Source organism: Cellulosimicrobium sp. ES-005, from assembly GCF_040448685.1.
Lineage (GTDB): Bacteria > Actinomycetota > Actinomycetes > Actinomycetales > Cellulomonadaceae > Cellulosimicrobium > Cellulosimicrobium cellulans_G.
Map to the genome: position 1 here is coordinate 574607 of NZ_CP159290.1, position 20194 is coordinate 594800.

Sequence of the window (20194 nt, forward strand, 5' to 3'; positions counted from 1 at the left end):
CCAGGACCCGTGGGGCGCTGACTGGTCTCAGCCGTAGTACTCGGGGTCCTTCTCGCCCGGCGCGAGGCCGAGGATCGCCTTCTCGTCCGGGCGGTGGCGCAGCACGTTCTCGACGTACGACTGCGTCGCCTCCGCCATCGGGACGTCGCGGCCCGCGCGCTCGGAGATGAACCAGCGGTGGTCGAGGATCTCGTGGAAGAGCTGCGCCGGCTCGAGCTTGCGGCGCAGGTTGCGGGGCACGGCCTGGATCGTGGGCTCGAACACCCCGCTGAGCCAGTCGTGGGCGACGAACTCCTCGTCGTCGTTCTGCCGCTCCGCCGCCGCGCGGAACGAGTCGAGGTCGTTGAGCAGGCGGCGCGCCTGGTTCTCCTGCACGTCGAGGCCCGTGAGGCGCAGCAGGCGCCGCGAGTGGTGCCCCGCGTCGACGACCTTGGGCTGGATCTGGACGGTCGTGCCGTCGATGTCGGTCGTGATCGCGAGCTCGTCGACGTCGAAGCCGAGGTTGTTGAGGTGCTCGATGCGGGCCGCGACGCGCCACCGCTCGTTCGCGTCGAACGACTCGGACGTCGTCAGGGCCGCCCACAGCTCCTCGTAGCGCGCGACGAGCGCGTCGCCGATCGCGACCTCGTCCACGTCCTCGTCGAGCAGCTCGCCGGCCGAGAGGTCCATGAGCTCGCCGATGATGTTCGTGCGGGCGAGGTCGACGTCGTACGAGCGCTGGCCGGGGGAGAGCTCGCGGTGCAGGTCGCCCGTCTCCGCGTCGACGAGGAACGCCGCGAACGTCTCGGCGTCGCGCCGGAAGAGCGTGTTGGAGAGCGACACGTCGCCCCAGTAGAAGCCCACGAGGTGCAGGCGCACGAGCAGCACGGCGAGCGCATCGATGAGGCGCGTCGCCGTGTCGGGGCGCAGCGACTGGCTGAACAGCGCGCGGTACGGGAGCGAGAACTGCAGGTGCTCCGTGATGAGGACGGCCTCGAGCCGCTCGCCGTTCGCGTCCTGGCGCCCCGTGATGACACCCACCGGCACGACGCTCGGCACCTCGAGCCGCCGGAGCTGGCGCAGCAGCTCGTACTCGCGGTACGCGACCGTCTCGCCGATCTCCTTGATGGCGATGACGCGCCCCGAGAGGCGGACGAACCGCACGATGTGCCGGGAGATACCGCGCGGCAGCGCCGCGAGGGTCTCGGCCGGCCACTCCTCGAGCGGGATGTCCCAGGGCAGGTCGAGGAGAGCCGGGTCGGGGGCCGACGCGGTGATCTGCAGGTTGTGCACCGTCACGGGGTCCATTGTCCACGGTCTGCGTCCCGCGCCCGACGGGGGTGCGTCGTCGGCCCTCCGCATGACGGCGGCGCCCGCCGGCCTCGGGTCAAGGCCGACGGGCGCCGGGTCGGGGCTCGGGCGGCCCCGGGTGCGGGCGCGAGGGCCACGCACCCGGGGAGCCGTCAGGAGCAGTCGAGCGCGTCGTGCTCGACGTCGACCGTCGAGGTGATGTCCTCGCCGTCGATCGTCGCGGTGCCCGTGACGGTCACCGAGCCGCTCTCGACCGAGGCCGAGCGCACCGCGAACGACTGGTACGCGTTCTTGCCCGGGGCGACGTCGGCGAACTCGCGGGTGCCGTAGGCGGTCGCGAGGGTCACGTCGACCGGCGAGTCCTCGCCGTTCGCCGCGCGGACCGCGAGGTACGCCTGGCCGGCGAGGCACCGGGGCTGCACCGTGACGTCGAGGTCGAGCTGCCCGCTCGGGGTGCCGTAGACCTCGAGCTCGTAGAGCGAGAAGCCCCACTGCGTCGCGCGCTCGGTGAGGTAGAGGCGCACGTACCGGCCGGTGCCGGAGACGTCCAGCTCGTCGTACCCGCCGTCACCGTCGGCGACGGTGTGCACCGTGGTCCAGGTCTCGCCGTCCGGCGAGGTCTGGACCTCGTACCCCGACCCGTACGCGGTCTCCCAGTCGATGACGACCTGGCTGAGGTCGTAGCTCGCGCCGAGGTCCACCGCGATCCACTCCGGGTCGCTCCACGCGCTGCTCCAGCGGGTGCCGGCGTTGCCGTCGACCGCCTTCTCGGCCTCGTGGCCGGCCTCGTCGATGCTGGAGGCCGTCACGGGGCGGCCCAGGGCGAGCGACTCGTCGCCCTCGTTCCCGCCCCCGCCCTCGGACTCGAAGCAGCGGAGGTAGCGGTAGGACTCCGCGGACGTCTCGAACGACGGCGCCCAGTCCCACTCGTAGGTGTAGTACTGCACGTACGGCTCGGCCGCGGCGATGATGGCCGGGAGGTCCAGGTCGCCCCGCCCGAGGGCGACCTGCCGCATGTCGCCCGGCGCGTTCACGTTCACGGCGTCCTTGATGTGCAGCAGCTCGATGCGGTCCCCGTGCTCCTCGATCCACGCGGGGACGTCGAGGCCGGCGTCGGCCGCCCAGCCGACGTCGAGCTCGAACGTGACGTAGCGCGGGTCGGTGTTCTCCTCGATGACCTCCCACGCGCTGACCATCTCGCCGGTGACCGGGTCGGGGTACCGCGTGGTGAACTCGCTCTGGTGGTTGTGCAGCACGATCTTGTTCGCGCCGTTCTCGTGTGCGTACTGGCCGAGCTGGTTGACGTAGGCCGCGGTCGCGACCGCCTCGTCGTAGGTGCCGTAGCCGCCGGCCATCCCGCCGGTCCCGATGTAGTCCTGACCGAGCGCGACGGCGTACGCGACGGTCTGGGGCCACGAGCCCCAGTCCGTGCTGCCGTGGCTGGACGACACCTCGAGACCGTACTTGTCGAGGATCGCCCGGTACTCCTCGACGGGCATCGAGTAGGGCTGGTTGTACGGCTCGACGTTGGTGAAGCCCGCGTCGGCCACCTCCCCGAGCACGCGGTCGATCGTCTCGGCGGACGGCGTCCCCGAGCCCCCGAGCTCACCGACGTGGGTGTAGAGCTGGATGGAGATCTTGGAGTCGGGAAGCCCGTCGTCCGGGCCGCACGTCTCGGCCGCGGCGAGGGTGGTCGGTGGGCTGGTCTCGGCTGACGGGGTCGCGACGGCGGGGGCCGCGGCGAACGTGCCCGCGACGAGCGCGCCGCCCGTGAGCGCGGCGCCGAGGCGCCGGGCGCGGGACGAAGGGTGGGAGATCTGCATGAGGCTCCAATTGACAGCGTTGTCGATTTGGCTGACGAACATGCGACTTCTGATGTCACGTGTGCAAAAGTAGTCTTGTGGTCGGCCATGACCGTGTCAAGGGCGAGCCGCGCCGCCACGGGCGGCGCCGTGCCTCGCGCAGCGCACCGCCGCGAGACGACACAGGGCGGGTCCTCCCGTCGGGGAGGACCCGCCCTGTGGCGGTGCGGCGTGACGGGTGTCAGCTGATGCGCTGGCCCGACGCCGCGCCGAAGACGTGCGAGTGACCCGGGCGGATCGTCACGTAGATGCGCTCGCCCTTGGCCGGGACGTTGCGCGGGTCGACGCGGACGATGACCTGGTTGTCGCCGGCGCCCGAGTGGACGTCGGCCTGCGCGGCCAGGTCGCCCTTGAGCGTGCCGTAGACGAACGCGTCGGAGCCGAGCTCCTCGACGATGTTCACCTCGACCGGGAACGCGGCCTCGTTCGCCTGCGACACGACGTCGAGCGACTCGGGGCGGAAGCCGATGGTGACCTTGCCGTTGTCCGCCTCGGTGATCTTCGCGGCCGTCTCGCGCTCGAGCGCGATGCGGGCCGGGCCGACCTCGGCGACGCCGTTCTTGACCACGAACGTGCCGATGTTCATCGCCGGCGAGCCGATGAAGCCCGCGACGAAGACGTTGGCCGGCGTGTCGTACATCTCGCGCGGCGTGCCGACCTGCTGGAGCAGACCGTCCTTGAGGACCGCGATGCGGTCGCCCATGGTGAGGGCCTCGGTCTGGTCGTGCGTGACGTAGACGGTCGTGACGCCGAGACGACGCTGGAGCGACGCGATCTGCGTACGGGTCTGGACGCGGAGCTTGGCGTCGAGGTTCGACAGCGGCTCGTCCATGAGGAACACCTGCGGCTGGCGGACGATCGCACGGCCCATGGCGACGCGCTGGCGCTGACCACCGGAGAGCGCCTTCGGCTTGCGGTCGAGGTACTCGGTGAGGTCGAGGATCTTCGCGGCCTCCTCGACGCGCTGGCGGATCTCCGCCTTCGGCGTGCCGGCGATCTTCAGCGCGAAGCCCATGTTGTCCGCGACGGACATGTGCGGGTACAGCGCGTAGTTCTGGAACACCATCGCGATGTCGCGGTCCTTCGGCTGGACGTCCGTGACGTCGCGGTCGCCGATGTAGATGTGACCGCCGTTGACGTCCTCGAGGCCCGCGAGCATGCGGAGCGAGGTCGACTTGCCGCAGCCCGAGGGGCCGACGAGGACGAGGAACTCGCCATCCTCGATGTGCAGGTTGAGCTGGTCCACGGCGGGACGCTCGGTCCCGGGGTAGAGCCGGGTTGCGTGGTCGTAGGTGACCGTAGCCATGACTGGTACATCCCTCCACCGGCAGGTACGTGCCGGACGATCCGTTGTGCAGTGACGTGCCACGTCGACGTAGCTGTTCGCGATGGCGGACGAGCGTGTCTTCGACGACACAGAAGAAGTCGGACCCCCTCTTACCCGAGCAGGGGACCCGACGTCATCGTGGACCCGATACTACTCCCGGTTCTGAGTGCTTCGTCACAGGGCCGGTCACGATCGGGCAGCGGTTTCGTGGTGCCCCGGGCCGGGGCGCTCAGGTCCCCGGGCGCCCCAGCAGGTCGGCGAGCAGGTCGAGCACCGCGGCCAGCGCGTCCGCGTCCGGCACCCGCTGCGCCGCGAGCGTCGTGCCGTCGCCCACCTTGACCCCGAGGTCGCCCGGGCCGAGCACGGCGAACGCGGTCTCGTCCGTCGTGTCGTCCCCGGCGTACAGCACGCGCGTCCGCGCGTCAGGGAGCCCGGCGTCGTGCCCGACGACGTCCCGCAGCCGGTCCACCGCCTCGCCCTTCGACGTCTCGACGACGGCGACCTCGACCACGTCCTTGCCGTGCATCGCGTGCAGCCCGAGGCGCTCGGCCACCGCGTCCGCGGCGTCCTCGGCGGCGCGCGTGTCCGCCGCGGACGCGAGCCGCGTGTGCAGGACGGCGGCGCTCGGCTTGTCCTGCACCCAGGCCCCCTCGCGCCCCGCGACCGCGTCGGCGAACCCCGCGCGCAGCGCGTCGAGGAGGTCCGCCTGGTCCCGGGTGAGCTCCACGGGGACGGCCTCGACCCCCGCGGGCGTGACGACGCCCGTCTCGGCGCCGTGGCTGCCCACGAGGAAGGTCCCGACGGGTGGCCGGCTGCGCTCGGCGAGGTCCGCGAGGTGGCGCCCGGAGACCAGGGCGAGGCGCGTCGTCGTCCCGGCGAGGACCGCCCCGAGGCGGTCGACGGCGGCCCGTGCGGCGGGCGCCATGCGTGCCGCGTGCGGGTCGTCGACGAGCGGCGCGAGGGTCCCGTCGAAGTCGAGCGCGACGAGCCGGGGGTGCGGGGCGTCGCCGCCGTCCGCCGCGAACGCGCGCGCGGCCTCGGCGACGGGACGGGGCGGCGTCACCGGCTGCGAGGCGACGTCGTCGGGCCGGGTCACGCGCCGGCCCCCGCGGCGAGGTCGGCCTGCGCGCCGTCCTGGCCCGCGTCGTCGGGCCGCCGGTGCGGCACGCGCGAGGGCATGGCCGTGAGGACCCCCAGGAACGACTCCGACCACTTCGCGACGTCGTCGTTGAGGACCTTGCGCCGCAGGCGGCGCATGCGCTTGCGCTGCTCGCGGTGGTCCATGTGCGCGGCCGCCACGATGATGTCCTTCATCCCGTCGATGTCGTGGGGGTTGACGAGGAGCGCGCCGGAGGAGAGCTCGTCCGCGGCGCCCGTGAACTCCGAGAGGACCAGCACGCCGCGGTCGTCCGAGCGGGCGGCGACGTACTCCTTGGCGACGAGGTTCATGCCGTCGCGCAGCGAGGTGACGAGCATGACGTCCGCCGCGAGGTACAGCGCGGCCATCTCCTCGGGCGGGTAGGAGTGGTGCAGGTAGTGGATCGCGGCGTGCCCGATCTCCGCGTACTCGCCGTTGATCCGCCCGACCGCGCCCTCGACGTGCTCGCGCAGCTCCTGGTAGGCGTCGACGTTCTCGCGGCTCGGGCTCGCGACCTGGACGAGCGTGGCGTGCTCGACGTCGAGGCGGCCGTCCTGCAGCAGCTCGCCGTACGCCTTGATGCGGTGCCGGATGCCCTTGGTGTAGTCGAGGCGGTCGACGCCGAGCATCATGACGTCCGGGTCGCCGAGGTCCGCGCGGATCTCGCGCGAGCGCTGCTGGACCTCGGGCGTGCGGGCGAGCTCGTCGAACCGGCGCGAGTCGATCGAGATGGGGAACGCGGCAGCGCGGACGTGGCGGTCGCGCCCGTCCTCGCCCGGGACCGTGATGATCGGCCCGCGCGTCGTGTGGGCGCGCAGCCGCCGCACCGCACGGATGAAGTTCGCGGCGTCGCCCGCGCGCTGGAAGCCCACGAGGTCCGCGCCGAGGAGGCCGTCGAGCACCTGCCGGCGCCACGGGAGCTGCTGGAACAGCTCGAGCGGCGGGAAGGGGATGTGGTTGAAGAACCCGATCCGCACGTCGGGGCGCTGGGCGCGGATCATCTGCGGCACGAGCTGGAGCTGGTAGTCGTGCACCCACACGACGCCGCCCGGGGAGACCTGCGCGACCGCGGCGTCGGCGAAGCGCTGGTTGACGCGGCGGTACGCCTCCCACCACGTGCGGTGGTACGTGGGCGGCGAGATGACGTCGTGGTACAGCGGCCAGAGCGTGTCGTTGGAGAAGCCCTCGTAGTAGCGCTCGATCTCGTCCGCGGAGAGGGTGACGGGCACGAGCCGCATGTCGTCGGCGTCGAACGGGTCGCTCGCGAGGTCGGGCGCGCCGGACCAGCCGACCCAGGCGCCGTCGGACGCCTGCATGACCGGCTCGAGCGCCGTGACGAGACCGCCGGGCGAGCGGTTCCACTCGACGTGGCCGCCGGGTCCGACCGTGAAGTCCACGGGCAGCCGGTTGGCCACCACGACGAGATCGAATCCGTCTTTGCCTGTCAATGGACTTCTCCTTGAGCTTCGATGGATCGCGCCTGGGCGACCCAGGGTAGTCGTGCCGCCCGGCGCGCGGACGGGACGTCCGTCCCGGGCCGACCCGCCCACCAGGTCGGCCGGGCCCGTCCGGAAGGCGACGACCGGCCCGCTGCCGCTACCTTGTCACCATGGAGGAGCCCACGCAGCGCGTCGACGCGCGGACCGCCCCGGGCGGCCCGGCGCGCGGGCCCGCACCGGGGAGCGAGGTCGGGGGCTACCTCATCGGCTCGCGGCTCGGGTCGGGCGCCATGGGCACCGTCCACAGCGCGCACGACGGCGGCGGGAACCTCGTCGCGATCAAGCTCCTGCACGCGCACGTCGACCTCGACGCCGCGGCCCAGGGACGCGAGCGGCTGCGGCGCGAGGCGCTCGCCCTGCAGCGCCTGCGCCACCCCGCCGTCGCGCAGATCCTCGACGTCGAGCTCGACGGACCCGACGCGTTCATCGTCACCGAGCTCGTCGACGGCCCGACCCTCGAGGACGAGGTCGCCGAGGGCGGCCCGCTCGACCCGTGGGACCTCTACGAGCTCGCCGACCAGCTCGCCGCCGCGCTCGAGTCGGTGCACGCGGCCGGCGTCGTGCACCGCGACCTCAAGCCGAGCAACGTCATGGTCTCCTCGCGCGGCCCGGTGCTCATCGACTTCGGCATCGCGCAGGGCCTGGAGGACGCGCGCGTCACGTCGACCGGCCTCGTCATGGGGACGCCGGGCTACCTCGCGCCCGAGCTGCTCGAGGGCGCCGCCCCGAGCGTCGGGAGCGACTGGTGGGGCTGGGCCGCGCTCCTCGCCTACGCCGCGACGGGCCGGGCCCCGTTCGGAGTGCGACCGACCGACGTCGTCCTGGCCCGTGCCCGCAGCGGGCGGCCCGACCTCGCCGGCCTCGGGCCGGTCACGGCCCGCGTGCTCGCCGGGGCCCTGCACGCGGACCCCGCGCAGCGGCTCGGCCCGACGGAGGTCGTCGCCGCCCTGCGGCACGCCGCCGACACGGGCGACGCGGCCCCCGCGACCCAGGTCGTCGGGCCGCCCACCGGTCCCACGCAGGTCGTGCCGCCGGTCGCCGTCGTCCCGGGCGGCACCGGCGCCCAGGCGTGGACCGGCCGGGCGCAGGTCGTGCCACCGCCCCTGCCCACGTCGCAGTCCCAGGTCAACGACGGCCGCACCATGGCCGTGCCGACGGGCCACGACCTCCTGGACGACCTCGGGGCCCCGCCCGTCGGGGACGACGGCGAGCCGCTCTACGTGCGGCCCGTGCCCGCCGCGCGCCGCACCGCGCTGCTCCTCCTCGCGGCCCCGCTCGTCCTGCTCGGGATGCTGCACCCGGGCGTCGCGTTCGTCGTGCTCTCCGTGCTGGTCGTCCTCGCGCGCGTCGTCGGGGTGACGACGGAGTCGCTGCACGCACGGCGCGAGCGGCGCGGCGTCTCGCCCCGGGACACGGTGCGGGCCGTCGCGGCCTCGCCCTGGTACGTCGTGCGCGCCACGGTCGGGGCGCTCCCGTCGCTGCTCGTCGCGGCCTGCGCGGGGGTGCTCGTCGTCGTGGCCGGGTGGTGGCTGCTGGAGTCCGACCGCTGGGTCGTCGTCGAGGGCGCGGACGGCGGCAACTCGCCGGTCGTCACGACCGTGGTCCTGGGACTCGCGTCGTTCGCGGCCGTCGTGCTCGCGTGGTCCGGGCCGCTGACCCACCTCACGCGCTACGGGACGCGGACCGCACTCGCGCGGCTCGCCCCGGGCCGCACCGGGACCCTGGTCCTCGCGGGACTCGGGCTCGCCCTCACGATCCTGTGCGTCGTCCTCCTCGCCGGCGACCCCGAGGTGACGTGGTGGCCGTTCCCCGGGCCCCCGTCGCTGCGCTGAGCGCCCGGCCAGGTCGACCGACCCGTCCTGGACGTTCCCAGCCCGCTACCAGCACGCATGCGTAGGATGGGCGCCGTGCTCCGGACGACGGTGCCGCGCGCGTGGTCGCGCGGCGTGACGCGCACGTCCGTCGTGCCCGTGACCGGCCGGTTCCTCGGCCCCGCCCTCCTGCTCCTCACGCTCCTCGCCGCCCTGGTGACGCAGCTCGCCGACCGCGGGTACGCCGTCGTGCACCAGTGCGTCACGGTGCCGGGGGCGTGGGGCGTCGCCGGGATGCACCTCGCGCTCGTCCACGAGACCCCCGACTGCCCGTCCGGTACCGCGCTCGGCGGCGACCCCGCCGCCATGGTCACCGTGGTGGGCGTGCTCGCGCTCCCCGTCGTGGCCGCCCACGCGGTGGCCGCGGCCGTCGCGTGGGGCGTCTCGGCGTGGGCGCGGCGCGCCCACGAGCGCTCGCGGGCCGTCGTGAGCGGCGCGGCCCGCGCGCTGCGGACGGTCGTGCGCGGTGCGGCGCGCCCGGTGGGCGCGCTGGTGGGTGCCCGGCGGGTCGTCCGCCCGGTGCCCGACGCCGTCCCCGCCGCGCTCCACCACCTCGCGGACGCGGTGGTGCGCACGCGGCGCGGGCCGCCGCGGCTCGCCCTGGTCTGACGCCGCCGTCTGACGACGCCGTCGGACGCACGGCCCAGCGCGACCCCCGTCGGCGCGCACCCCGACACATCCCCAGCTCTCGGAACTCCCTCGGAGGACGACCATGCCCAGCAACGAAGCCCAGACCAAGGCCCAGCGCCGCGAGGCCGCGCGCGCGGAGGCCCTCGCGCTGCGCGAGGCGCAGGCCAAGCGCGACAAGCGGAACCGCCTCATCACGATCGGAGCGCTCGTCGCGGGCGTCCTCGTCCTCGTCGGCGTGTTCCTCGCCGTGTGGATCCCGGCCATGAAGGACCAGAACAAGACGATCGACGCCGTCGCGGCCGGCAACCTCGCCGACGTGACCAGCCCGTCCACCGCGCGCGACGACGGCGGCATCCCCCTCGGCGCCGACGGCGCCGCCGGGACGGAGAACGACGGAGCGGTCGAGGTCGGCGTGTACCTCGACTACATGTGCCCCATCTGCGGCCAGTTCGAGGAGACGAACGGCCCGACGCTCGACCAGCTCCGCGAGTCGGGCGACGTGACCGTCGTGCTGCACCCCGTCGCGATCCTCGACCGCATGGCGAACGCGCAGCAGTTCTCGACCCGCTCCGCGGCGGCCGCCGCGTGGATCGCGGACCGCGCGCCGGAGCAGATGAACGCGTTCAACGCGATCATGTTCCAGAACCAGCCGGAGGAGAACAAGGAGACGCTCACCGACGAGCAGATCGCGGACCTCGCCGAGCAGGCCGGCGTCCCGGCCGACGTCGCCGCGGGCATCGCCGACGGGACCGCGGTCGAGACGTTCGGCGACTGGGCCGCCACCGCGACGAGCCTCGTCACCCAGGACGAGGCGCTCGCGAACCCGCAGTCGGGCGGCTTCGGCACGCCGACGATCACGATCGACGGCAAGCGCTGGGACGGCAACTGGAGCGACCCGAGCGCGCTCTCCGACGCCGTCACGGCCGCGCAGGGCTGACCTCGCGGGCCGGCGCCGCGAGCGGCGTCGGCCCCCGGTCCCTGGCCGTCGGGCGAGCAGGTAGTCTGTTCGCTCGCCCGGCAGCCCGGGCACGCCGCCTTAGCTCAGCTGGTAGAGCACTCGCCTTGTAAGCGAAAGGTCGTCGGTTCGAACCCGACAGGCGGCTCCACCACGACGCCCCCGGTTCCGTGCGGAACCGGGGGCGTCGTCGTGTCGGCGCGCTCCGTGAGATCGGCAGCTTCTGCCCGGATCGGCAGTCGCGACCGCCGATCTCGGCAGACACCGCCGATCTCGTGCGCGCTCGGCGGTCGGCACCGCTCAGCGGTCGGCGAGCGGGACCGGGAGGAGCTCGGGCGCCTTGGGGAGCCGCCCGTCGCCCGACGACGTCCCGCGGAGGCGGCGCTGGGCCCACGGCACGACGTGGGTGCGCACCCACTGCGCGTTCTGGCGGGCCCGGTCCAGCGCCGGGACCGGCGGCAGGGGTGCGAGCGGGTCGTCCCACGCCGCGTCGTCGGGCGCCTGGCCCAGCCCGACGAGCGCCGCCTGCGCGACCCGCCGGTGCCCCTCGGGCGTCAGGTGGATGCGGTCCTCCGACCACACCCGCCAGTCCTGGAGCGCGCGCATGCCCCAGAGGTCGAGCACGTACGCGCCCTGCCGGCGCGCGATCGACCAGACGTGCGCGTTGTACACCCCGACGCGCGGGCGCGTGAGGCTCACGAGCGGCGACTGCGACGCGTCGAAACCGGTCGCCATGAGCACCTCGATCCCCGCCCCGCGCAGGCGTGCCACCGCGTGCTCGAGGTTGCGCGCGAGGCGGTCCACGTCGGCGTTCGGCCGCAGGATGTCGTTCCCGCCGCCCACGAGGCTCACGAGGTCCGGCTTGAGCTCGAGCGCCGCGGGGACCTGCTCGGTGAGGATCGAGCGCAGCTTGCGCCCGCGGATCGCGAGGTTGGCGTACCGCAGCGGCTCCTCGCCTGCCGCGACGCGCCGCGAGGCGAGGTGCTGCGCGAGGAGGTCGGCCCAGCCGCGCTGGTGGTCCTCCTCGCCGGGGTACGGGTCCCACAGCCCTTCGGTGAACGAGTCGCCGATCGCGAGGTAGCTCGACCAGCGGGGCGGTGCGTCGGGTCGAGGGACGTCGGAGGCGTCACCGGCCAGGGGAGTGGTCGTCGGGTTCTGCGTCGTCACCCGCCCATTCTGCTCCCGCCGCACCATGCCCCGTCGACCAGGCACCCCGGCGGGTCGAGCAGGCGATGTCGGCGCGTCACGCGACCAGGACGGGCCAGGACCACCTGCTCGGCGGGGTGGGGTCAGGCTGTGGGGAGGGTCCAGACGACCGGGGCGGCGCCCTGGGCGACGAGGAGCTCGTTGACGCGGGAGAACGGGCGGGAGCCGAAGAAGCCCCGGCGGGCCGAGAGCGGGCTGGGGTGGGCGCTCGCGACGACGGGGGTGTCGCCGAGCATCGGGCGCAGCGTGGCGGCGTCGCGACCCCACAGGATCGCGACGAGCGGGGCGTCGCGGGCGACGAGCGCACGGATCGCGGCCTCCGTCACGGTCTCCCAGCCCTGGCCGCGATGCGATCCGGGCTCGCCCGGACGGACGGTGAGCACCCTGTTGAGGAGCATGACGCCCTGGTCGCTCCACGCGGTGAGGTCGCCGTTCGCGGGCGTGGGGGCCCCGACGTCGTCGGCGAGCTCGGCGAAGATGTTCTGGAGCGATCGCGGCACCGGGCGCACGTGCGGCTGCACGGAGAACGACAGTCCCATGGGGTGCCCCGGGGTGGGGTAGGGGTCCTGCCCGACGACGAGGACGCGCACGTCCGCGAGGGGCCGCGAGAACGCGTTGAGGATCGCCGACGGCGCGGGCAGGTACTCGCGCCCGGCCGCGACCTCCGCGCGCAGGAAGTCCCCGAGCGCGTGGAGCTGCGGCTCGACGGGCGCGAGGGCCTCGGCCCAGTCGGGCGCCATGATGCTCGCGAGCGGGGGGCGGGGGCTCGGCGTCGGACCGGTGCCGGCCGGGGTGCTGCCCGGGGCGACGTCGACGGGCTGGGCGGGTGCGCTCTCCACGGCACCGAGCCTATCGGCCGCCCGGAGCGCCCCGTCACGCCTCCGGCGAGGGCGAATGACACTCGTGTGGTTCGTGCGTACGCTGAGAGGCGGCCGCGCGCACCGAGGTGCGCAGGTCCCGTGACGAGAGAGTGCAGGGAGGGAACGATGAGCGAGGCGGCGTACGTGCTCGACGGACCCGACGCGGTCGGCGACCCGAACGTCCAGGAGGCCCCGTCGTCGGGCCTGAGCGAGCGCGACCAGGAGATCCTGGCGTTCGAGCGGCAGTGGTGGAAGTACTCGGGCGCCAAGGAGCAGGCGGTGCGCGAGCTGTTCGACATGACGGCGACGCGCTACTACCAGGTGCTCAACGCGCTCATCGACTCCCCGGCGGCGCTCGCGCACGACCCGATGCTCGTCAAGCGCCTGCGCCGGATGCGTTCCACCAGGCAGCGGGCTCGCACGGCCCGTCGGCTCGAAGGCCTCTGACGTGCGGACCGCCGTCGCCCGTGAAGTCCGGGCGAACTGGGCGTTTAGCCAACGGGCCTGACCGGGCTACCCTGTCGCCGTGACGAAGAGCCGCTACCCCTACGCGCCCGACGAGTTCGACGCGCCCGCGCAGCAGGGTGCGCCCGTGGGGGTGCACCGCACGCCGCGCAGCGGGTGGAGCAAGACGTGGCCGTTCCTGCTGGTCGCCGTCGTCTTCGCCGGTCTCGCCTACGGGGGCGTCGCGCTGCTGTCGGACAACGGGGCGACCGAGAACCCGCCGCAGGCGCAGTCGACCGACCCTGCCGCGGAGGAGACCGAGGCGCCCCCCGCCGACGAGACCGAGGAGCCTCCCGCGACGGAGGAGCCCCCCGCGGCGGAGGAGCCCCCCGCCGACGAGACTCCCGCGGCTCCCGACCTCGCGACGCTCATGGCGGCCGCCGACCCGTCGGCCAGCGTCCGGGTGCTCAACGCCAGCGGCATCGGCGGTGAGGCAGGGAAGGGCCGCGACGCGCTCACGAGCCAGGGGTTCACGAACGTCGAGGCTGCGGACTACGAGGGCGACCCGGACGAGATCGCAGCAACCACGGTCTGGTACGGCGAGGACCGCAGCGACAGCGCCGCCGCCGTGGCGGCGATCCTCGGGATCCCGGCCGAGCAGGTGAGCCAGCAGACTCTCCGGGCCGGTGACGTGGTGGTCATCGTCAAGTCGGAGCTCACGCCCGTCGGCTGACGACGGCGCGGTCTGCTCTCCCTGCTGTCGTGGTGGCACCGGTGTGACCTGCTCGTTCACCTCGCCGTCTGCCTGTCGCGGCCACGCGTTCGACCTACCGCGCGCGCCACGGTCGGGCTAGGCTCGGGCTACCACGAGGCGGGGGTCGCCTCGCGGGCGACGATGCACGAGGAGAACGTCAATGGCTCAGGGCACCGTGAAGTGGTTCAACGCCGAGAAGGGCTACGGGTTCATCACGCCTGCGGCCGGCGGACAGGACCTCTTCGTGCACTTCAGCGCGATCCAGACCGACGGCTACCGCACGCTCGACGAGGGCCAGGAGGTCGAGTTCGAGCTCGGCCAGGGCACCAAGGGCCCGCAGGCCGAGCAGGTGCGGCCGCTCTGACGCCGCTCACGAGGGTCGCGTGACGGAGAACCTCGACGCCGTCGTCGTCGGTTCGGGCCCCAACGGGCTGGCCGCCGCCGTGACCCTCGCACGCGCCGGTCTCGCCGTGCGCGTCCTCGAGGCGCAGCCGACGATCGGTGGCGGCGCGCGCACGCTCGACCTCGGCCTCGCGGGCGGAGTCGTGCACGACGTGTGCTCGGCCGTGCACCCGATGGCGTGGGCGTCGCCGTTCTTCGAGGCGTTCGACCTGGGCGCGCGCGGCGTGGAGCTGCTCGTGCCGGAGGTGTCGTACGCGCAGCCGCTCGACGGTGGCCGCGCGGGCATCGCCTACCACGACCTCGACCGCACGGTGGATCGTCTCGGCGTCGACGGCGCCGCCTGGCGCGCGCTGCTCGGCCCGCTGGCGGAGGGCTGGCGCGACGTCGTCGCGCTCGCCCTGGGCGACAAGCGCTCCGTCCCCGGGCGGGCGCTGACGCCGGGCGGGGCCGCGGTCGCCGCGCGGTTCGGCGCCGCCGTCCTCGAGCAGGGGAGCGCGGCCTGGGGGCGCCGCTTCCGCACCGAGGAAGCGGGAGCGCTGCTCACGGGGGTCGCGGCGCACGCCATCTCGCGGCTGCCCTCCCTGGCCGCCGCGGGCACGGCGCTGCTGCTCGCCTCGCTCGGCCACGCGCCGGGCGGCTGGCCGCTGCCGCGGGGCGGGTCGGGCGCGATCGTCGCGGCACTCCTGGACGACCTGCGCGCGCACGGCGGCGAGGTCGTGACCGGCCACCGCGTCGGTGCGATCCAGGACCTGCCGCGGGCCCGGGCGTACGTGTTCGACACCACGCCCGGCGTCGTCGCGGAGGTGTTCGGCGACCGTCTGTCTCCCCGGGCGGAGTGGGCCCTGCGGCGGTTCCGGCACGGCGACGCGGCCGCGAAGGTCGACCTCGTGCTCTCCGGTCCGGTCCCGTGGGCCGATCCCGAGGTGGGGCGTGCCGGGACCGTGCACGTCGGCGGGACGCCTGCCGAGATGGCGCGTGCCGAGGCGGACGTCGCGGCCGGTCGGCACGCGGCCCGGCCGGTCGTGCTCGTGAGCGACCCGACCGTCGTCGACCCCGCGCGCGAGGTCGACGGGGCGCGGCCGTTGTGGACGTACGCGCACGTGCCCGCCGGATCGACGCGTGACGTGACGGAGGACGTCCTCGGTCAGCTCGAACGGTTCGCCCCGGGGGTCCGGGACCTCGTCGTCACGTCGCGGTGCGTGCCGGCGGCGGAGATGGCCGCGCACGACGAGAGCTACGTGGGTGGCGACATCGCGGGTGGCGCGGTGAGCATGTGGCAGATGGTCGCGCGCCCCACCCCCCGGCTCGACCCGTACGCCGTCGGGCTGGAGGGCGTCTACCTGTGCTCGGCGTCGACGCCCCCCGGGCCGGGCGTGCACGGGCTCGGCGGCTGGTACGCCGCGCGGCGCGTGCTGCGCCGGGAGTTCGACGTCCGCGCGGAGCCCGATCTGGCTCCGACGGCGGACGTGGGCGCCAGGTAGCGCTCGCGGTCGACGCCACGTCGCTCCCTCAGGTGACCACGCCTCTACCTCAGGTGACCACGCCTCTACCTCAGGTGGCCTCGGCTCTACCTCGCCGGGTCGGCGGTGGTCGTGTCGAGCTCCACGAGCGCGAGCACGACGAGCGCGGAGCTCCAGGAGAGCGGCGCGACGGCGGCCGGGGAGCCGTCCGCCAGGACCTTCTCCGGGATCGCGCCGGACGCGGTGCGGTGGTCGTCCACCCAGCGGAGCCACTCCCGGGCGTCGGCCCGGTCCTCCGGGTCCGACGACGACGCGGCGGCGAGCGCGTAGAGCGTCGTCTGCGGCGTCCAGGAGATGCCGTCCTCGCGCCAGCCCGCCCCGGGCGCGAGGCCGCCCGCGGGTCGCAGCATCTCGGTGACCGACGCGCGCCACGCGACGTCCGCGCCCGCGAGCGGCTCGGGCTGGAACGGCGGCAGCACGAACGCGGTCGACGCGTCCCGCGCGCCGCCCGTCACGTGGCGCGGGTAGCCCTGCGACCCGAACGACCGCTCGACGGCCATGCGCAGGCGCGCGGCGGCCAGCGTCGCGTCGGTCGCCCGGCCCGTCTCGCCCGCCGCGGCGTAGACGTCGGCCGCGGCCTCGAGCCCGGCGAGCAGGGGGCCGGCGGTGCCGAGGGTGAGCGCCGTCGGCTCGACCTCCCAGTAGTCGCTCGACGGCGGGGGCAGCGGGTCCTCGCCGTCGACGAGCGAGAGCGCGTGGTCGGTCGCGGCGTCGACGAGGGGCCGCAGCTCCGCGGCGACCTCGCGCCGCTCGGCGGCGGGCGTCTCCTCGAGCACGACGTCGGCCGCCCACAGGACCCAGCCGACGCCGTCGGACTGGAGGCCGCGGTCGTCGGGCACGCCCGAGCCGTCGGGCAGGTAGCGCGCGTGGAACGACCCGTCGTCCTCCTGGACGCGGGCGAGGAAGCCGAGGACGCGCCGCGCGTCGTCGACGTGCCCGGTGCGCGCGAACGCCGCCGCCGTGAACGACGCGTCGCGCGGCCACACGTAGCGCCACTTGGGCGAGGCGGCGGCGAGCGCGGCGCCGTCGTCGAGGGTGAGGGCGCGCAGGTCCAGGAGCGCGGCCTCGCCGAGCGCGGCGAACGGCCCGTCCCCGCCGGGGACGACGCCGGACGCGAGCCAGGCGCGTGACGCGGCGGCGGCGTCCTGCGCCCGGTCGGGGTCCAGGAGCGCCGACGCGTCGAGCCGCGGTCCGGCGACCTGCGCGAGCCGGTCCGCCTCGCCGTCCGCGGGGTCGATGCCGTCGGCGAGCGCGACAGGGTCGAGCGCCGCGGGATCGAGCACACGGCTGCCGGGGAGGTACGTCACCGCGGCCCCGGGGGCGAGGCGCAGGAGCGCGGTGCCGCCGTCGGGGGTGGCCGCGACGGCGACGCCGTCCTGGTACAGGTCGATGTGCTCGCCCGTCGGAGCCGCGACGGCGGTCGCGGCGGTGAGGCCGAGGGCAGGGACCAGCACGAAGCCGGCCAGGGCTGCTGCGAGGCGCCACGACGGTGTTGCGCGGATCACACCGCGCATCCTAAGGGGCGGCGCGGCACGGTGGGTTTCGCCCGTCGCGATACGGGGGCGGGCGCGGACGGGCTGTCTTGCACTCGCACGGTGCGAGTGCCAATAATGGCGTTAGCACTCTCGTCATGAGAGTGACAGAAGTGACCAGCGCAGGCAGCCGCTCACGCGGCTGCGGCGCAACCCACCAGGTCGACAGGTGAGGCCCGCCCCGGCGGCGTGACATGAACGCCGCCCGTCGCGGGCCGTCCGTCGCGGGCGCCGGCCGACCGCCATACGCCACCAGCGGAGGATCATTCCCCATGGCCAAGATCATCGCCTTCGACGAGGAGGCTCGTCGGAGCATGGAGCGCGGGCTCAACGCCCTCGCCGACACCGTCAAGGTCACCCTCGGCCCCAAGGGCCGCAACGTCGTGCTCGACAAGAAGTGGGGCGCGCCGACCATCACGAACGACGGCGTCTCCATCGCCAAGGAGATCGAGCTCGAGGACCCGTACGAGAAGATCGGTGCGGAGCTCGTCAAGGAGGTCGCCAAGAAGACCGACGACGTCGCGGGTGACGGCACCACCACCGCGACCGTGCTCGCCCAGGCGCTCGTGCGCGAGGGCCTGCGCGTCGTCGCGGCCGGCGCCAACCCGATCGCCGTCAAGCGCGGCATCGAGAAGGCCGTCGACGCGGTGACGGAGCAGCTGCTCAACGCCGCGAAGGACATCGAGACCAAGGAGGAGATCGCCGCCACGGCCGCCATCTCCGCCGGCGACCCCGCGATCGGCGAGCTCATCGCCGAGGCCCTCGACAAGGTGGGCAAGGAGGGCGTCATCACGGTCGAGGAGTCGAACACGTTCGGCCTCGAGCTCGAGCTCACCGAGGGCATGCGCTTCGACAAGGGCTTCCTCGCGCGCTACTTCGAGACGGACCCCGAGCGCCAGGAGGCCGTGCTCGAGGACCCGTACGTCCTCATCGTCGAGTCCAAGATCTCGAACGTGAAGGACCTGCTCCCGGTCCTCGACCAGGTCATGAAGGCCGGCCGCTCGCTCCTCATCATCGCCGAGGACGTCGAGGGCGAGGCGCTCGCGACGCTGGTGCTCAACAAGATCCGTGGCACGTTCAAGTCCGTCGCCGTCAAGGCCCCGGGCTTCGGCGACCGCCGCAAGGCCATGCTCCAGGACATCGCGATCCTCACCGGCGGCCAGGTCATCACCGAGACGGTGGGCCTCAAGCTCGAGAACGCGACGCTGGACCTGCTCGGCCAGGCGCGCAAGGTCGTCGTCACCAAGGACGAGACCACGATCGTCGAGGGTGCGGGCGACGCCGACCTGATCCAGGGTCGCGTCAACCAGATCCGTGGCGAGATCGAGAAGTCGGACTCCGACTACGACCGCGAGAAGCTCCAGGAGCGCCTCGCGAAGCTCGCCGGCGGCGTGGCCGTCATCAAGGCGGGTGCCGCGACGGAGGTCGAGCTCAAGGAGCGCAAGCACCGCATCGAGGACGCCGTGCGCAACGCGAAGGCGGCCGTCGAGGAGGGCATCGTCGCCGGTGGTGGTGTCGCGCTCATCCAGGCCGGTGCCGTGGCGTTCGAGAAGCTCGAGCTCGAGGGCGACGAGGCGACCGGTGCGCAGATCGTGCGCGCCGCGATCGACGCCCCGCTCAAGCAGATCGCCGTCAACGCGGGCCTCGAGGGCGGCGTCGTCGCGGAGAAGGTGCGCAACCTCCCCGCCGGCCAGGGCCTCAACGCCGCGACCGGTGAGTACGAGGACCTCCTCGCCGCCGGCGTGAACGACCCGGTCAAGGTCACGCGCTCCGCGCTGCAGAACGCCGCCTCCATCGCGGCGCTCTTCCTCACGACCGAGGCCGTCGTCGCCGACAAGCCGGAGAAGGCTCCGGCCGCCCCCGGTGGCGACGGTGGCATGGGCGGCATGGACTTCTGATCCACGCCTGACCCTCTCCCGGCTGGTCCGGGAGGCCGCAGGACATCGAAGGCCGTCGGCCGGGTTCGCCCGGTTGGCGGCCTTCGTCGTGCCCGCGGGAGTCCTCCTCCCGTCGCCGCCAGGCCCGGGGGAGTCGCGGTACACGCACGTATAACGCCGTGTATACACGCCGGAAACGAACGCCCGGCAGGATCGCCGCCATGCACCTGACGCCCGCGGACACCGAGAAGCTGCTGCTCGCCGTCGCGGGCATGGTCGCGCGCGACCGCCGCGACCGCGGCGTGCTGCTCAACTACCCCGAGACCGTCGCCCTGCTCACCACGTGGGTGATCGAGCGCGCACGCGAGGGGGCGGGCGTCGAGGAGCTCATGGTCGCCGGGCGCGAGGTGCTCGGGCGCGACGAGGTGATGGAGGGCGTCGCGGAGATGCTGCCCGACGTCCAGGTCGAGGCGACCTTCCCCGACGGGCGCAAGCTCGTCACCATCCACCAGCCGATCGCCTGAGCCGGACCGGTCCGGCGCACGCACGAGGCTCAGCGAGAGCGAGGCGACACATGGCAGGCATCCGTACGAGCGGCCCGGGCGCGGTCCGGCTCAAGCGCGGCACCGAGGGCGTGCCGGTGGTGCTCAACGCCGACCGCACCGACGACGAGCGGGTGACGCTGGTCGTGACGAACACCGGAGACCGCCCGGTCCAGATCGGCTCCCACCTGCACCTCCCCGACGCCAACGCCGCGCTCTCCTTCGACCGTGCCGCCGCGCACGGGTTCCGGCTCGACGTCCCGTCCGGCACGTCACGCCGCTTCGAGCCCGGCGCGTCCGCGGAGGTCGAGGCCGTCGCCCTCCGGGGCCGACGACGCGTGCCCGGCCTCCAGCGCGGCAAGCCCGACGGCGGCGCCCTGGACCACCCGACCAAACCTGCCGAACCCGGGGTCGCTCCCCAGGACCCCGCAGACGTGGGGAGAGATCCAGGGTTCGGCGGGCGGGGCACTTCCGAGGAGGACTGA

The 20194-nt window shown here is 74.0% G+C and carries 18 protein-coding genes and 1 tRNA gene; 11 read left to right on the plus strand and 8 right to left on the minus strand.

Annotated features, from left to right (window positions below; genetic code table 11):
* Positions 1–27 precede the first annotated feature (27 nt).
* The 5 genes from ABRQ22_RS02540 to ABRQ22_RS02560 form a co-directional block, all read right to left on the minus strand.
* Positions 28–1272: a DUF4032 domain-containing protein gene (locus ABRQ22_RS02540; protein WP_253053645.1), complete on the minus strand. Its 1245-nt coding sequence runs from the start codon at positions 1270–1272 to the stop codon at positions 28–30.
* Positions 1273–1442: 170 nt separating this feature from the next.
* Entirely contained in the window at positions 1443–3113 is a 1671-nt protein-coding gene (locus ABRQ22_RS02545; RefSeq protein WP_353708461.1) for a discoidin domain-containing protein, read from the minus strand.
* 220 nt (positions 3114–3333) lie between these two features.
* A complete protein-coding gene (gene ugpC / locus ABRQ22_RS02550; RefSeq protein WP_253052622.1) occupies positions 3334–4458 on the minus strand; it encodes a sn-glycerol-3-phosphate ABC transporter ATP-binding protein UgpC in 1125 nt (374 codons plus the stop codon).
* Between the two features lie 250 nt (positions 4459–4708).
* Entirely contained in the window at positions 4709–5575 is an 867-nt protein-coding gene (gene otsB / locus ABRQ22_RS02555) for a trehalose-phosphatase (protein ID WP_353708462.1), read from the minus strand.
* A complete protein-coding gene (locus tag ABRQ22_RS02560; RefSeq protein WP_353708463.1) occupies positions 5572–7035 on the minus strand; it encodes a trehalose-6-phosphate synthase in 1464 nt (487 codons plus the stop codon). The genes otsB and ABRQ22_RS02560 overlap by 4 nt, the downstream gene beginning before the upstream one ends.
* Before the next feature lie 191 nt (positions 7036–7226).
* On the opposite strand from ABRQ22_RS02560, the gene ABRQ22_RS02565 reads away from it, so the two are divergent.
* From ABRQ22_RS02565 to ABRQ22_RS02580, 4 genes are all read left to right on the plus strand, one after another.
* Positions 7227–8948 (plus strand): serine/threonine-protein kinase, encoded by a 1722-nt coding sequence (locus ABRQ22_RS02565; protein WP_353708464.1) that lies wholly within the window; start codon positions 7227–7229, stop codon positions 8946–8948.
* Between the two features lie 75 nt (positions 8949–9023).
* Positions 9024–9596, plus strand: a complete 573-nt coding sequence (locus ABRQ22_RS02570; protein WP_353708465.1) for a hypothetical protein — start codon at positions 9024–9026, stop codon at positions 9594–9596.
* A 103-nt stretch (positions 9597–9699) separates the two neighbouring features.
* Positions 9700–10554 carry a thioredoxin domain-containing protein gene (locus ABRQ22_RS02575; RefSeq protein WP_353708466.1) on the plus strand — a complete coding sequence of 285 codons (855 nt, stop codon included), beginning with the start codon at positions 9700–9702 and terminating at the stop codon, positions 10552–10554.
* Positions 10555–10647: 93 nt separating this feature from the next.
* Positions 10648–10723 (plus strand) — tRNA-Thr (locus ABRQ22_RS02580).
* Between the two features lie 149 nt (positions 10724–10872).
* Here the strand turns inward: ABRQ22_RS02580 and ABRQ22_RS02585 are convergent.
* Both ABRQ22_RS02585 and ABRQ22_RS02590 read right to left on the minus strand, forming a co-directional pair.
* Positions 10873–11709, minus strand: a complete 837-nt coding sequence (locus tag ABRQ22_RS02585; RefSeq protein ID WP_253053647.1) for an SGNH/GDSL hydrolase family protein — start codon at positions 11707–11709, stop codon at positions 10873–10875.
* Positions 11710–11861: 152 nt separating this feature from the next.
* On the minus strand, positions 11862–12521 hold the full coding sequence (locus tag ABRQ22_RS02590; RefSeq protein ID WP_353709491.1) for a uracil-DNA glycosylase: 660 nt from the start codon (positions 12519–12521) through the stop codon (positions 11862–11864).
* Between the two features lie 243 nt (positions 12522–12764).
* Between ABRQ22_RS02590 and ABRQ22_RS02595 the strand changes: the two genes are divergently transcribed.
* The 4 genes from ABRQ22_RS02595 to ABRQ22_RS02610 all read left to right on the plus strand — a co-directional run bounded on the left by ABRQ22_RS02595 (position 12765) and on the right by ABRQ22_RS02610 (position 15719).
* On the plus strand, positions 12765–13085 hold the full coding sequence (locus ABRQ22_RS02595; protein ID WP_353708467.1) for a DUF3263 domain-containing protein: 321 nt from the start codon (positions 12765–12767) through the stop codon (positions 13083–13085).
* A gap of 79 nt (positions 13086–13164) precedes the next feature.
* The gene (locus ABRQ22_RS02600; protein WP_353708468.1) at positions 13165–13815 is read left to right on the plus strand and encodes a LytR C-terminal domain-containing protein; all 651 of its coding nucleotides are present in this window, start codon (positions 13165–13167) and stop codon (positions 13813–13815) included.
* Between the two features lie 181 nt (positions 13816–13996).
* Entirely contained in the window at positions 13997–14200 is a 204-nt protein-coding gene (locus ABRQ22_RS02605; RefSeq protein ID WP_205206970.1) for a cold-shock protein, read from the plus strand.
* Between the two features lie 19 nt (positions 14201–14219).
* Positions 14220–15719: an NAD(P)/FAD-dependent oxidoreductase gene (locus tag ABRQ22_RS02610; protein ID WP_353708469.1), complete on the plus strand. Its 1500-nt coding sequence runs from the start codon at positions 14220–14222 to the stop codon at positions 15717–15719.
* 86 nt (positions 15720–15805) lie between these two features.
* Here ABRQ22_RS02610 and ABRQ22_RS02615 read toward each other — a convergent pair whose 3' ends face one another.
* Positions 15806–17263 (minus strand): glycoside hydrolase family 15, encoded by a 1458-nt coding sequence (locus ABRQ22_RS02615; protein ID WP_353708470.1) that lies wholly within the window; start codon positions 17261–17263, stop codon positions 15806–15808.
* Positions 17264–17562: 299 nt separating this feature from the next.
* Here ABRQ22_RS02615 and groL point away from each other — a divergent pair, with 299 nt between their 5' ends.
* From groL to ureB, 3 genes are all read left to right on the plus strand, one after another.
* Complete coding sequence (gene groL, locus ABRQ22_RS02620) at positions 17563–19188, plus strand: chaperonin GroEL (RefSeq protein WP_253052642.1); 1626 nt, start codon at positions 17563–17565, stop codon at positions 19186–19188.
* Positions 19189–19388: 200 nt separating this feature from the next.
* A complete protein-coding gene (locus ABRQ22_RS02625) occupies positions 19389–19691 on the plus strand; it encodes an urease subunit gamma (protein ID WP_253052644.1) in 303 nt (100 codons plus the stop codon).
* A gap of 50 nt (positions 19692–19741) precedes the next feature.
* Positions 19742–20194 (plus strand): urease subunit beta, encoded by a 453-nt coding sequence (gene ureB / locus ABRQ22_RS02630; RefSeq protein WP_353708471.1) that lies wholly within the window; start codon positions 19742–19744, stop codon positions 20192–20194.